Source organism: Nostoc sp. (genome assembly GCF_036917155.1).
Lineage (GTDB): Bacteria > Cyanobacteriota > Cyanobacteriia > Cyanobacteriales > Nostocaceae > Nostoc.
In genome coordinates this window covers 1-14,366 of the sequence record NZ_JBALDZ010000220.1, presented here as the reverse complement: position 1 = coordinate 14,366, position 14,366 = coordinate 1, and the positions used below count along the sequence as shown (strand labels likewise).

Genomic DNA, 14,366 nt, shown 5'->3' with positions numbered 1-14,366 from the left:
AGGTTAGGTTACGTTCCTAACACACCCTGCGAAACCTCATAAAATAGCCTATAAACTAAAAATGCAACTTGCTATTCAACTAATTTTTTCCCAAGTAGGCATTGATCAGATTATCGATACTGGTACTGTAACTTCTCAAAGTGTTGCTGAAGGTTGGGATAAACAATGGCTGGATTTATTACAAAATAACACTAGCAATAACTTGTATGGTTCACTGACAAATCTGGGTATTTTTTTTGCAGTAGGAACCCTGTTATTTTTTATGATACAATTCCTCAGAGACTTAATATCCTACGAGTATAGCCGTCCCATATCAGCTTTAATTTGGCCTTTTATTGTGGTAGTACTCTTAAGTAATTCAGGTAAGGGAAGTATACTTTCTAATCTGACATTGGGAGTGCGGAATTTTTTAAATACCGTGAATCAGCAAGTATTGATAACAGCAGATGCAAATAAAACTTACCAGCAAGCACTGAATATGAGTATTGCTGAAGAAGTAGCTGGTTCTTTCCTGCGTCCTTGTCAGTCGCTGACTGGTGAACAACAAAGTCAATGCTTTGTCAAAGCTGCCGAAAAAGTCAACGTTCTCTGGCAGAAATATCGAGATATTTATGGTAATAAAAGCTGGATAATTAGACTACAAAATAAGGTAGATAATATTCGATATGGCACTGGCATTGTATCAGAAACCTCTTTTAATTCTTTGTTAGGTTCTACAGTCCAAACAAGCATCAAAAACTTTTTAGTTTCCTTACAATATGCCTTCCAGAATTTGATAGAAGCTAGCATGTTGCTAATAGCAGCTTTAGGACCAATAGCTGTAGGTGGTTCTTTGCTGCCTGTTGCTGGTAAACCAATTTTTGCATGGCTGACCGGATTTCTATCTATTGGAATCGCTAAGATTTCGTTCAATATTATTGCTGTGCTAACTGCCGCAGTTATTGTCAATGGCCCAGGTCAAAATGCTAATGTTGATCCAGATTTAATGTGGTTCATAATTTTTCTGGGAATTTTAGCACCAATTTTATCTTTACTTGTGGCTGCTGCTGGCGGTTTTGCAGTATTCAGCGCTATCAGCAATACGGCTTCTTTAGTCAAGGAGAGGATATAGGAAATTCAAAATTCAAAATGATGCTCGTGACGCTCGATAGCGCAGCGTTAGCGACGTAGGAGCGTCTGACTCGCTTGCCGCCGGCGCTATCGCTCTTAGCGTCTCCCCTTCTCTACGAGACGCTACGCGAAGGGAGAAGACTCGCTAACAAAATTCAAAATGAATAAAATTTTTGTACGTGTTGTAACTAGTCAGTGTATGGAAATCGTCATATATAATAGCTGAAGTTTTTTGTAGGAGGAGGTGAGTAAATGGTGCGTTTACTAGAAAAAAGACAAAGAACGGGAAGTGTTTTAACAAGTTTTGCGATCGCTACCTTTAGTTTACATATATTAATTTTATTTTTCTTCTTATTACAAGGGCTAAATATTCGCCAACTCAGTCTGAGAAAACCTCCCAACTTTGTGCAATTAATCGACGGTAAACCAGTAGCTAATATTGATGATTTAGCAAGAGAACCTGAAGCCATTCGCCGATTTATCAGCAAAACGATGATCTCAATGTTTAGCTGGTCTGGAACCTTACCACCACAAACTATTGAAGAAGTCGCAAACCCCAAATCAGATTTAGGAATACTTATCAACACACCTCAAGGTGGTAGCCAAAAAATTAGTACCAGCAGTTGGGTAGCTAGTTTCGCTTTCTCAGAAGACTTTCGCAAAGGTTTTTTAAGCACAGTTGCAGAAATGACACCGCCAGAAGTTTTTTCTGAAAATCCCAACCAAGCAATGACATCACAATTAGTTATTAAGCGGGTTTATCCGCCAAAAGAAATTGCACCAGGTAAGTGGCGAGTGGGGATGGTAGCCGATTTAATTCAGAAAAACCGAGTTGGTGGTGCAAAACTTATAACTCCTTTTAATAAAGATTTCCTTGTGCGCGCAACGGATTATTTCGCTAATCCCCAAACTGACAATAGCACCGACTTACAAAAAGCAATTTATAGTGTCCGCGCAGATAGACTAGAAATTTATGAAATTCGTAACTTATGTTTGCTGGATAGCTACAACAACCTGAACGAGGAGAAATCAAAACAATGCAAGAGTGGACAAACATCTGATAGTTTTATAAGATGATAGATTTCTCATTCACAGGTTCATAGTTCAATTTATATAATCAATTATTAATGCAATTACTCAAACCAGAAAATAAGAAAAATAGCCCCTTGCCACTGTTGGCAGTAGGAACCCTTGGTTTACATCTATTCACTTTGCTGTTACTAATATTTCATGGGTCTATGTTACAACAGTTAAGACGGCAACTCACACCTCAAAGTTTAGTGCAACTTGTTGATGGTCGCGCCATAACCGTAGACCCCCAACCAAATTTAGAGCGACAGCCGGAGGCTATTCGGCGGTTTGTGGGTGAAACTATGAGCTTAATGCTCACCTGGTCACAGCAACAACCACCAACACAAGTCTGGGAAATTACCTCCCAACTGGTAGCTGATAATTTTAAACAAAAATTTAAGTCAGAACTTACTAATTTAAATCCAGATAGCCAATTTGAAAATGTTAATAGAGGAGCGGAGAATGTATTAGTTATCCAAAAAATTTCTCAACCTACAGCAATAGGTAATGGAAAGTGGAAAGTAGAGATGTTTGCCAATCAACTAATTTTTAGCAGTTATGATAAGTTAGGAAAATCGGTTTCCTTTAATAAACAAATTTTAGTTAGAGCCATAGATGAACCAGCAACTTCACTACCAAATGCACCACTACCATTGCACTTCGCAACTTACCGCCTTGGTGAAGCCAGACTAGAAATTTATAATGTCTGTGAAATCCAAGATAACAATTGTTCTGGAAATCCCAACTAAGCTCTACCATGACTCGATACTCAATTCCTGCGGAAACCCCTCCCAAAAATGGATTTACTCTCAGCACCGACGATCGCCAACCAGAAGTAGAATCTTTAGATTGGGAATCACGGATGTCAAGGTTAGTCGGCTTTGAAGAAGAATCTTCTTCTACCGCTACCCAAGGTTCAGAAGACTCGGCAACGCCGCTAGAGTCGGTTTCTCAACCACAAGAAGTTCAGACTAAGCAACCCCTCTCATCAAATCCTTTTGCAAAATTAGGCTTGGTAGGAGCTGCTACCTTAGCGATCGTTTTGTTGGGTGGTGTGTTTTTGTCAAAGTTGATGAGTACCAGCAGTCAAAAGCCCAAAAATATTGTTTCTGCACCAGTGCAAGAGCAGCCTACTGAATCTAAATCTCAACAGCTAGAAGCTGAAGTAGATACTCTCAAAACGAAATTAGCCCTGACTGAACAAGCACAGATGGTAAAAGCTGCCCAGCAACAGCTAAGAATTGCCAAATCAACGCCGACAGTAGCCTTACCACAACCGTCAGTTAGACAGCAAGTGATTCCAACACCCCCACCAACAGCTTACGTACCTCCGACGGTAACTGAGCGCATCGTTCCTGTCCCTCCTTCTCAACCTTTCACATCAGCCCAACTACCAGTTGTGAGGCCAAACACTCAACCAGTAGTTAGTATAACTCCACCCAGCCCATTTGAAGAGTGGGCAAGGTTAGCAAAATTAGGTAGCTACGGTCAAGTAAATGCTAGCAATCAACCTACTAGTAATATAGCTACCTTGGAACCTGTAAATAAGCAACAGACACCAAACCCCAGCCCAGAGAAAACCCCAGAACCGCAAGCTCCTGTGGTTAGTCAAGCGCAACCGCAGGGACAGAAATCTGTAGCAGTCGGGAGTAGTGCTAAAGCTGTGTTAGCGACAGCGATATTTGGGGAAACTACTAAGTCAAGCGGTGGTGGTGACACAGACGAAAACAAAAACGTATTTGTGATCAAACTGCAAGAACCCCTAAAATCTAAGGATGGTACGATCGCTCTACCTGCAAACACCGAATTCCTCACTGAAATTCGTTCCCTTTCCGAACAAGGTCTTTTGCAGATGAACGTAGTTAAAGTTATCTCGCCAAATAATGGCAACTCTATAGAACAAAGCTTACCCAACAATGCAATTATTCTTCGCGGTACTCAAGGTAAACCTTTAATCGCAAATAAATTTCCCAGTCAAAGTTCATCCATATCATCAATGGATACAGGACTATTCGTTTTGGGAGGTATTAGTAAAGCCGCAGAGTTAATAAATGTCCCTAGTACTCAACTTGTACCACTTACTACTACCACTAGCACCCCCAACACCAACGGCAGTGGCAGCACCACCAGTACCAACACAACAGTTACTACTGTCAGTCAGCCCCAACGCAACCTTGCAGCTGGTGTTGTGGAAGGTGGTTTGAACTCTGTAGTACCCCAAATTGCCCAACGTAATCAACAGGCGATCGCCCAAATGTCACAACAAAATAATGTTTGGTTTTTGCCAGCCGGCACAAATGTTGAAGTATATGTTAATCAACCAACCCAGTTTTAGAAGGTAGGATTTATACCAATTTTAGATATTTGCAACCATGAAAAAGAATACTAAATTGCCAGGAAATACCCATTATTATTTCCTACCTATAGCTTCCCTAATTTTCTCAGTTGCTATGTTACTGTTGGTAGGTCGTGCTGTAGCTAATAACGCCGTTTTACGTTCTATATTTTCCTGCCAAGCACAAGGTTTAGGAGGATTAATACCGACAATCAACGTTTGGTATGAGCAAGGCACAAACTTAAGCTTTATTCCGGCTGGAGAAGTAATTAAAAAAGTTTGGTTAAACGATCCATCACAGGTAACTATGGATTTTGATGGGCCGGTATGTATGCAGTTTGGCCTAAAACCTAATACTAGTGCAGGAGATTGTAAAAACTCAGCCGCGAATGTAATTCAACTCAGACGAATTAAAAAACTGGACATTCCTGGTCTGCCTAACACTAGCAATACACTTTTAACAGTTATTACCGAAGCCCAAGGTAAAAACAAGTTGTACACTTTTAAAGTGATATATAAAACAGATAGCCCTGAATATCATACTTTAGCAATTTTTCCCGATCCTTCTGGTCAAGAAGGAGCTTGTGCGAAGGTTTTACAATAAATTTTACTAACTATTAGGAATTCTGATTTGATTCGGAAAACTTACTTACGTAAGAAGGGAACTCTTAACTGGAAACAGAATAGAAGCGAATAGATGTGTATTGAGTTTTTTTAAAATCAAATACGATTCCTATAGGATTTGATTTTACAGCGGATTTCAAGTTATTGAAGTACACAATTATCCGTCTCAAAAAAGCCTGTTTTACTTATGACTCCTGTTAGCACAGCGGGGCCTAGCCCAATACTGACTTCTGAATTTTGCTGTATATTTAATTATGCCTATCTACTTAATCAAGCTTTTCCAACCTACATCTTTATAAATCTTCAGATAAAAACTAACCACAAATTCCATATTCGTGTAAATATAAAGAAAAGCTTAAGAGGTTACAGGCTTCATGGTGACAGCTAAAATGATGCAACAGCTTTGGGCTGTAATCGAATCTACCCAAGTTAGCACCCTGCTCCAGTTTGATGATGCTGCTTTAATACAATTGCTCCTCCAGCAGTTAAAAGCGAAGCAAGGACTTGATGTCCAGGCAGATAGCACTCTCAACATTTACATAAAATCTAAACTGCCCCTAATTCGCGATACGGCTGAAGGTCGATTATCTTTAGGGCAAGGCGGCAATCATTAAGTACGATAAATAAAATGATTGGTCATTGCCAAGCATACGCTCAGAGTTCAAACAGTGCAATATTATGAATCACTGGCTAGTAATTGCCCTGGTAGCTTATCTAATTGGAGCAGCGATTGAAGGGGTGAGTACAGCCAGTCAGCTATCTCATTCAATGCCAGAACTAGCTAAAAGTACACAAGCTAATCCTTCAGAGTCTTCCACTGAGCCTAGTTCGAGTTGGCGAGTTGTGGTGGCCATCGCCTCAGTAAGTATTTGTGGAGCTTTTTTGTGGCCGTGCCGTCTTTTCCACCGTTTAATTAAAGGTAACGTTCGCTCGTAAGCCGAAAGCAGCAATGCAGTAATTATGGAAGAAATTCTCCCCCAATGCCATTTCAAAGAGGGAGTTTGGCTTCTATTTACCATACTCAGTACTGAGTGCTGAGTGCTGAGTAAAGAAGATTGAATACTCAGTACTTTTGCACTATGTAAAAGCCCCGGCCGAAGTCAAGCGGAATCAACAATTCGTTTGGAGGTTGATACCCCGCCTCTTGTGGCGCGGTCTTTCATCTCAGCACTCTCTTTGCCGAGGAACTCAGCACTCTTCATCTATCATGCAGTTTGTTCGGGTTCTGTCGCTACAGTTTGCCCAATTTTTGGTTCTGTTCCTGCAAGCAGTCGTTCGATATTAGTGCGATGGCGCAAAATCACATACAACCCACCAGCAATCCCAAACAGAATATAGGGTAAAGGTTGATGCAAAATTACCATGAAAATGGAAACTGCGATCGCACCTGCAATTGAACTCAAAGAGACAATCCGCGATATTGCCGCAACCACGGCAAACACACCCGCTGTTGCTAAACCTATCTGCCAACTCATTGCTAATAAAATCCCTAAGCTGATAGCAACGGATTTACCACCGGTAAAGCCTAAAAAAATTGATTTACTATGTCCCAGGATGGCAGCTAACCCAGTTAAAATTACAACCCACGGTTGCCATAGTTGTGCATCTACCGTTGGAGGGATAAAATTTTGAATTGTGTCAAAGTTGAATAACCAGTAAACTAGAGCGATCGCTAATACTCCCTTTAAGGAATCAAGTACTAAAACCAATGCTCCTGGCCCTTTTCCCAAGGTTCTTAGTACATTAGTTGCGCCAGTAGAACCTGAACCAACTTCTCGAATATCAATACCCTTTAACTGCTTCACAGCAATATAGCCAGTGGGAAAAGAACCCAGCAAGTAAGCTATGACTACAATTGCCCCGCACAGAGTTAACCAAATAGCCATAATACAATTCAAAATTCAAAATGACGCTCGAAGACCCGCTCTAAGCGAAGCCATGCCGTTCGCGTTAGCGTCTCTGAAAGAGAAGGCTTTACGCTGCGCTAACAAAATTCAAAAAAGTCAAGAGATATTACTGCTATATAAATACTAGACTTGTCTAGACATTTACTTCTTACTTCAACGGGAGTGTTTGGGAGGTTATCCCTCAGTAAGCTTTCACGATGAAGCCAACCGTGATCAATTAATTGCCGCGTTCAAATCCCTGTCCATCGAATGACCTTGGCGACTTAGGACATGCTCTTGACCAATGACTAATGACCAATGACTCTATTTAAAAATCATCATCATAGTTTCTCACTGTTTTGGGGTCAGGAGCAAAGGCTAACCACAGGGGAAACTGCAGCAGTGACAAACTGATTTGTTCTTCTGAATCATCAATGATAATTATGGGCAGTTGATTGGCTTTCGTCAATCGCTCTGCTTTCTGAGCAAGAGCATCAGATGCCTCAAATAATACCACACCCCGATCAGGGCCGAAATCTGGGCGACCGATTCCGAGACAGTCTTGCAAGCCGCGCCGCCATTCACCTAATCGCTCCGGTGTATTAGCTAAGACTAAAGTACGGACGCGATCGCCATACAGCTTGTGTAATATCGAAATTGCAGCTGAGGCAATTAGGATATTCTGCAAGCGGCTACCCATTGTCCGCAAACCACCCCGTCCCCCTTGGGTAAAAAACCAGTTAGAGATTCGTTCAGCATGGATTGGTTCAAAGGTACGGCGTAGTTGCCAGGGTGGGCCGTAATAATCTGGTTTATTGCGGTATTGGTCAATTAGGCGGCGAATTTGCTTGGTAGTATCTTGAAACTGCTGTTGGGCAAATTGAGGTATTCCAGGCTGAGATTCAACTGGTTTAGTCTCTTTTACCGCTGGTTTTTCTCGTTCTACCACACTTGGGGTCAGTTGCAACTGTTCAGCGGCAACAGCTAAATCTTGTAAACTACCCGTGAGATAGTCTTTAAAACCCTGCACCCGAATAGCCAAGTCTTGAGATGTACCAGCAAAAGTGGTTCGCATCTCGTTGCGGATACGTTCTTGACGGCGTTCTAGTTGTTCGACAGAAATTTGCAGAGTTTGCTTGCGTTGTTCTAACTGCAATAGTGACTCTTGTACAATTCGTCCCAGTGAGCTTTGAGTTTCGCTCACCTGTATTTGCAGGTTTTCATAAGAAGCTTGCAGCTTGGCTATTTCTGACTTGAGAGCCGCTTCAGCGCTTTGCAACTCTGCCACTCGCTGCTCTGCTTCTGCATATAATGAATGATTTCCCGCTCCTATTTCAGACCCCAGCGCGACATTTTCCGCTTCTAACTGCTCTACAAACTCGCCATTTGAATTTTCTGTTAGCTCTACTGTAGAATCTACCACTTCTGCATTAGAAATAAGTGGCTCAAAAGTCGTGTAGTCCTCTGATGAGCTAATGGCTTCTGTCTCTAGCACTGACTCAACAGATGAATTTACTGGATGTTCAACTGCATTGTTCTCTTCTGGTTTTTCTGTCAACTGCTCATCACTTGGTTCTGGGGTTTGAGATGCCTCTAGGTTCATAAACAATAGTGTAATTCCGATGACGCGAATAAATAGCTTTCAGAAATATTACAATTGACCTGCCATAAAAATCCTGAGCATGAGTGCTAAGTTACGAGTTTATATCAAAACGACTCAGCACAGATGGCACTCAGCACTAAAAACGCGGACAACGTTGTTCTAAGCAAGTTTTCAAGGTCTTGGGGTCAAATAAAATCGGCAAAAAGTGAATGCTTTTAATTTCTTTAAAATAAAACAGGATGGGTACTCTATTCCAGAATATCCGCCAGTTTTGCCATTCCTGGTAGGGAAAGCGCCGAATCAACTTTTCACCTCTGTAAAGATCTAAGTCGGTGACGGTAAATTGCAAGCGCAGCGTTAACGCCTGAAACATGAGAAACAAACCAAACAGTGTGAAAACGGAGCCTATCCACGGTTGTACCAAAAGTAGTGGAATCGCGGCAATTACCAACACTATAGGTATATTGTAACTAGGCTTGAGTTCCACAGTGGATGTGGAGTTAGGAGTAAATAAACTGGTCAAAGTCTTAAATCCTGCTTTATTTAGTAGGCATATCTCTTATTTTAGGAGTCAGGAGTCAGAAGTTAAGAGTTAGAAGTTAAGAGTTAGGAGTGAGAAGTTTTAACTCCTAACTCCTAACTCCTCAGTTTTAAAGGCCGATGAATGCACTGCCAGTTCCCTGAAACATCAACCAAGAAAGAAAGAAGTTGCTAACAAATATAATTAGTAAGGCAGTCACAACAGCAGTTGTAGTTGACTGTCCTACACCTTTAGCACCTCCTGTTGTCGTCAGCCCCCAACTGCAACCAATTACGGCGATTAAAATACCAAAGCAGCACGCCTTAATCATGGCGCTAAAAATATCCCAGATACCAAGAAAGTTACGGGCTGAGTCTAGAAAGACCGTATCAGATAGATTGTAGATATTTGTCGCAATTATTAATCCCCCAAACATCCCTGTCACCAAAGACAGAAGGGTTAAAATTGGCAGCATTAAACAGCAAGCAAGGACACGGGGAATAACCAGATAATCGATTGGATCTGTTTTTAACATCAACATAGCATCGATTTGTTCTGAGACTCGCATGGTACCGATTTCTGCTGCAAAGGCAGAACCGACTCGCCCCGCTAAAACCACTGCTGTCAACACCGGAGCGAGTTCTCGTGTCAACGCAACAGAAAGCACTCCGCCGATAATGTTTCCTGCGCCAAAGTTGATAAATTCTCGCGCTACCTGAATAGTAAACACAGCACCAACGAAAATAGCTGTTAGTAGGGCAATAAATAAGGAATCTGGCCCAACTGCTGCCATTTGTTCTAAGGTGTTGCGCCGATGGATTTTGCCTCTCAATAGGTGAACTAGTACTTGCCCACCCAGAAAAATCGCCGCCAGCAATCGCTGACTCCATTCCCTTAAACTGGATTTGGATGTAGTCTGGTTCAATGTTCTGTAGCTAACTCGGTAACTGCCTTAAGAATAGCGGAAGTAATGGGGAATGGGGAATGGGGATTGGGGATTGAGAAGAGACAAGGTAGACAAGGAAGAGGGGGGAGATAAGGGAGAGACTTGTCCCCCTTGTCCCCTCGTTTCCCCCACTGCCTACTCCCCTAAAAAGGCTAAACATTAACTTAGATTAAAGATGCTCTCAGAAAATGAAGCTGTTATTAAATGTGCTGCAAAGCGATAAATAAGTGATACCCTTTGCTGTAACCTTAATTTTGCAAGGGTTTTGTAGATTTAAGCCGTTTATAATGTGCCCAGCATGGGCTGTAACTGATAGCCGTTTCTTTTAATGAAAACTTAAGATTCTTGACAGATTGTCTGCTCTGGAGCGATCGCACGTATTGTAGAAAATGACAAACCGCTATCTAGCTCTTGTCATCTCTACTCACGGAGTGTGTCCTAAATGACTATTTTGACTAACTTTCTCCGCTCCCTAGTACTTACAATCATTTTTAGTTTTGTCGCTCCCATGTTCTTCGTTGGCGGCGGGTTGCTCTTTATATCCCTCATTGGCCACTTCCCTGGCTTACAAGAGTTAACTGAAGTGATCGCTACTCAGATTATGCGTTTTCTCGCCACCTTCGGCAGTGGAACCCCCCTACGCGGATTATTCGTAATTAGCTTGACCTGTAGTTTCGTTGGGGGACTGTTTGATATGTTCGTATATTATCGGTATCAAATTTTACGAATAGATTCTTGAGTAGTGAAATAGCTTCGTCAGGAGATTATTGGACTTTAGAAGACAGGAAAAAGTGATATTTCCAAGATTGAAACTACTACCGACCTTAACGCCAATAGAGATTAGTGCTGCGGAATGAATTTTTATTAATTAAATAGAGTGTCGAAGTGATTGATTAAACATTCATTATTTTTTAGTTATTAGTTATTAATTACTGACAACTAGTAAAGGTGCGCGACTATAGGCAACTAATTTTCAAACATTTCAAAAGTTAGAATACTAATACTAATTCTGTATGAAGAGGCGCCAAACTATATGAGGAACGAACCGCCAACGCGAAGCGTCTCGTAAGAGTTGGACGCCAACTCTTACCAAGCCCCTTCGGGGCGGGAACAGGGAACTCTTAACAGGGAACAGAAAAAAAATTAGCCCCGAATACAGGGTTTAAAGCCCCTAAATTTATTTATGAAAAGAGATAAAAATATTTGAAACGAGATGGCGTCAGCCACGATGTTTCAATGTGTCCTTGTACAAATCCCCTGATTTTAATTATGGGGATTTCCCTGTTGCCTGTTGCCCGTTCCCTGTTCCCTTTTAAGAGACGCTCCGCCAACGCGAAGCGTCTCGAAGAGAAGGACACCAAGAAAGAAAGAACATTTGGCGCAGCCTCACAAAGAAATGGTATAAGGGTTTAGGAATTTTTAATTTTGTCAAATAGCTGAAATAGTCTTTCTAAATTACCAAGTTAACGCTAAAATAAAGTTTGGTATTTTTTATTAGCTGCAATCTGGAAGGATTTGATTAGCATTTATTGAGAATATCAAATAAAACTCACTAAAAAATATAAAAATTTCCTTAAAATACCGATGCTCACAATGCCTGCTCATGTTTCTTAACAGAGCAAAGCAGGTCGTCTGACCGTTAGGCATCTTATATTGAATTTATTACGAGGTATGTTTACAGCTCATGGTTTGGCCGTTTAAGCCCAAGTTTAAAAAACAAATTGCGCGGATTGAAATTACTGGTGCGATCGCCGGTGCTACTCGCAAACGCGTCCTAGAAGCCCTGAAAACTGTAGAAGAAAAAAAGTTTCCGGCATTATTGCTCCGTATCGATAGTCCTGGCGGTACAGTCGGAGATTCCCAAGAAATCTACAGCGCCCTGAAGCGTTTGCGCGAAAAAATCAAAATCGTCGCTAGCTTTGGGAATATTTCGGCTTCTGGAGGAGTCTACATCGGCATGGGAGCCGAACACATCGTCGCCAACCCAGGTACGATTACGGGTAGTATTGGTGTGATTCTGCGTGGAAATAACTTAGAACGCTTGCTAGAAAAAATCGGTGTTTCCTTCCAGGTAATTAAGTCTGGGCCTTACAAAGACATTTTGGCTTTTGATCGGCAACTGACTCAACCAGAAGAAATCATCCTGCAAGAGTTGATTGACACAAGTTATCAGCAGTTTGTCCAAACGGTAGCAGATGGCCGTTCTTTAACAGTAGAAGCTGTGAAAAGTTTCGCCGATGGTCGGATTTTTACTGGACAGCAAGCCCTAGCCTTGGGTGTTGTAGATCGCTTGGGCACTGAAGAAGATGCCCGTCGCTGGACAGCAGAGCTAGTCGGTCTTGACCCAGAAAAAACTCTCTGCTATACCCTAGAAGAACGTAAACCCTTATTGAGTCGCCTTCTACCGGGGAGTCGTCAGTTTTCATCAGGAATTCGATCTGGAATTGATTGGCTCGAATTTGAAGTCTCTACCAGTGGTTTACCGTTGTGGTTATATCGACCCTAATATGAGTTGGAAGTTAGGAGTGAGGAGTTATGAGTTAAAAATCTTAATTTCTCACTCTTAACTCCTAACTCCTAACTTTTTTTCAGGAGGATTTTGGCGTGGACTGGCAAATGCGGGCTATTCGCGGAGCAACAACCGCTTCAGAAAATACTGTTGAGGTAATCCGAGAGGTAGTTACAGAACTACTAGATGAACTGGAAAACCGGAATCAATTCCAGCCAAGGGACATGATCAGTGTGACTTTCTCTGTGACACGGGATTTGGATGCGATTTTCCCGGCGGCGATCGCTAGAGCGCGTCCTGGTTGGGATAATGTGGCCATGTTGGATGTGCAGCAAATGCACGTCGAAGGTAGCTTGCAGCGCTGCATTCGGTTCTTAATTCACGCCTATCTACCAGCCTCCGCCTCAATTCATCATATCTATTTACGCAACGCCGCTAGCTTGCGTCCCGACTGGAGTTTGCCCCAGACTTTACAAACATCACAGCCAGTAGTGAAGTCAAAAGTGTAAGCTATCTAAGAGGATGTTTGAAAAGTATTAGGCGAATATAATTCGCTACTACACAAACCAAGTCCACCTCCGTGGAAAGCATGAAAAATCAAGGATTTTTAACCCACGGAGGTGGGTTTTGTCTCGTGTAGCCGCGATTTCTAATCGCCAGGGCTATTAATAAATTAGACTTTTCAAACAACCTCTAAAAAAATTCATTTAAAAGGGAACAGGGAACGGGCAACAGGCAACAGGGAAATCCCCATAATTAAAATCAGGGGATTTGTACAAGGACACATTGAAACATCGTGGCTGACGCCATCTCGTTTCAAATATTTTTATCTCTTTTCATAAATAAATTTAGGGGCTTTAAACCCTGTATTCGGGGCTAATTTTTTTTCTGTTCCCTGTTAAGAGTTCCCTGTTAAGAGTTCCCGCCCCGAAGGGGCTTGGTAAAAAAACTACAAAATTAGCTACTGATGTTGATTTGTGAAGGTAGTTTCCAATGACACAGACAACTAGAGAGCGTCTATACTCTTTTGAAGAATATCTCGCTTATAACGATGGTACTGATAGCCGTTATGAACTGGTGGATGGGAAACTAGAACGCATGAATCCACCAACTTTTAGACATTTACTACTTGCTAAATTCCTTGAACAGACATTTGACACAGAAATCAATCGCTTAAGTTTACCTTGGCTATGTTTTAGAGAGGCAGGAGTAAGAACGGGATGGCGAAAGTCAAGATTGCCTGATGTTTATGTTGTAAGGGCTGACCAGGTAATGGAATTCCTTGATGAGTCTGCTGTTTGTCAGTCTGCGCCGATATTAGTAGTGGAAGTTGTCAGTCCTGATTCAGTAAAACGCGATTATCGATATAAACGTTCTGAATATGCAGCGTTAGAGATTCCTGAATATTGGATTGTAGATCCAATAGAGTCAAAAATTACGATTTTATTGTTGTCAGAAGGATTGTACGAGGAAAAAGAGTTTAGCGGGAGTCAGCAAATTGTGTCTGCAACTTTCCCAGAAATTGCGCTTACAGTTGAACAAGTGTTGTCTGCGGGTAATGTTGGTTAAAAAATAGACCATCCCTTCTGCTAGTTATGACAAGACCGTAAAACTCTGGGCTTACTTAAATAACCTAGAGGATTTAATTGGATACAGTTGTGCTAAGTTAAGTAGGTAGGCAAAAAAAAACCAAACTATGTAAAGATAAATAAACACGGAGAATGCATCTACCGAGGTAAGTTAAAGTATGGGCGCTCGTCTA

The 14,366-nt window shown here is 41.6% G+C and carries 15 protein-coding genes; 11 read left to right on the top strand and 4 right to left on the bottom strand.

The window, feature by feature from the left end; translation table 11 throughout:
- Positions 1–61: 61 nt before the first annotated feature.
- The 7 genes from V7K67_RS29220 (at position 62) to V7K67_RS29190 (ending at position 6,076) form a co-directional block, all read left to right on the top strand.
- Entirely contained in the window at positions 62–1,111 is a 1,050-nt protein-coding gene (locus tag V7K67_RS29220; RefSeq protein WP_334729129.1) for a hypothetical protein, read from the top strand.
- 251 nt (positions 1,112–1,362) lie between these two features.
- Positions 1,363–2,187 (top strand): hypothetical protein, encoded by an 825-nt coding sequence (locus V7K67_RS29215; protein WP_335169511.1) that lies wholly within the window; start codon positions 1,363–1,365, stop codon positions 2,185–2,187.
- 50 nt (positions 2,188–2,237) lie between these two features.
- Positions 2,238–2,930, top strand: a complete 693-nt coding sequence (locus V7K67_RS29210) for a hypothetical protein (protein ID WP_334708955.1) — start codon at positions 2,238–2,240, stop codon at positions 2,928–2,930.
- A gap of 8 nt (positions 2,931–2,938) precedes the next feature.
- Complete coding sequence (locus V7K67_RS29205) at positions 2,939–4,516, top strand: hypothetical protein (RefSeq protein ID WP_334708954.1); 1,578 nt, start codon at positions 2,939–2,941, stop codon at positions 4,514–4,516.
- Between the two features lie 37 nt (positions 4,517–4,553).
- Positions 4,554–5,120, top strand: coding sequence for a hypothetical protein (locus V7K67_RS29200; protein ID WP_334729131.1), 567 nt, complete (start codon positions 4,554–4,556; stop codon positions 5,118–5,120).
- 394 nt (positions 5,121–5,514) lie between these two features.
- Positions 5,515–5,754 (top strand): hypothetical protein, encoded by a 240-nt coding sequence (locus V7K67_RS29195; protein ID WP_334708952.1) that lies wholly within the window; start codon positions 5,515–5,517, stop codon positions 5,752–5,754.
- 64 nt (positions 5,755–5,818) lie between these two features.
- Positions 5,819–6,076, top strand: coding sequence for a hypothetical protein (locus tag V7K67_RS29190; protein ID WP_334708951.1), 258 nt, complete (start codon positions 5,819–5,821; stop codon positions 6,074–6,076).
- A 269-nt stretch (positions 6,077–6,345) separates the two neighbouring features.
- On the opposite strand, the gene plsY is transcribed toward V7K67_RS29190, so the two are convergent.
- The 4 genes from plsY to V7K67_RS29170 form a co-directional block, all read right to left on the bottom strand.
- Positions 6,346–7,026, bottom strand: coding sequence for a glycerol-3-phosphate 1-O-acyltransferase PlsY (gene plsY, locus V7K67_RS29185; RefSeq protein ID WP_334729132.1), 681 nt, complete (start codon positions 7,024–7,026; stop codon positions 6,346–6,348).
- Positions 7,027–7,354: 328 nt separating this feature from the next.
- Entirely contained in the window at positions 7,355–8,629 is a 1,275-nt protein-coding gene (locus V7K67_RS29180; RefSeq protein WP_334729133.1) for a DUF3086 domain-containing protein, read from the bottom strand.
- Positions 8,630–8,765: 136 nt separating this feature from the next.
- Positions 8,766–9,152 (bottom strand): DUF3119 family protein, encoded by a 387-nt coding sequence (locus V7K67_RS29175; RefSeq protein WP_334729134.1) that lies wholly within the window; start codon positions 9,150–9,152, stop codon positions 8,766–8,768.
- Between the two features lie 127 nt (positions 9,153–9,279).
- Positions 9,280–10,074: an MlaE family lipid ABC transporter permease subunit gene (locus V7K67_RS29170; RefSeq protein WP_292845267.1), complete on the bottom strand. Its 795-nt coding sequence runs from the start codon at positions 10,072–10,074 to the stop codon at positions 9,280–9,282.
- Between the two features lie 463 nt (positions 10,075–10,537).
- On the opposite strand from V7K67_RS29170, the gene V7K67_RS29165 reads away from it, so the two are divergent.
- From V7K67_RS29165 to V7K67_RS29150, 4 genes are all read left to right on the top strand, one after another.
- Positions 10,538–10,834, top strand: coding sequence for a hypothetical protein (locus V7K67_RS29165; protein WP_335169507.1), 297 nt, complete (start codon positions 10,538–10,540; stop codon positions 10,832–10,834).
- Between the two features lie 945 nt (positions 10,835–11,779).
- Entirely contained in the window at positions 11,780–12,601 is an 822-nt protein-coding gene (sppA, locus tag V7K67_RS29160; protein WP_334731351.1) for a signal peptide peptidase SppA, read from the top strand.
- Positions 12,602–12,699: 98 nt separating this feature from the next.
- Positions 12,700–13,113, top strand: coding sequence for a chorismate mutase (gene aroH / locus V7K67_RS29155; protein WP_334708944.1), 414 nt, complete (start codon positions 12,700–12,702; stop codon positions 13,111–13,113).
- A 484-nt stretch (positions 13,114–13,597) separates the two neighbouring features.
- Complete coding sequence (locus tag V7K67_RS29150; RefSeq protein WP_334731352.1) at positions 13,598–14,173, top strand: Uma2 family endonuclease; 576 nt, start codon at positions 13,598–13,600, stop codon at positions 14,171–14,173.
- The last annotated feature ends 193 nt before the right edge of the window (positions 14,174–14,366 follow it).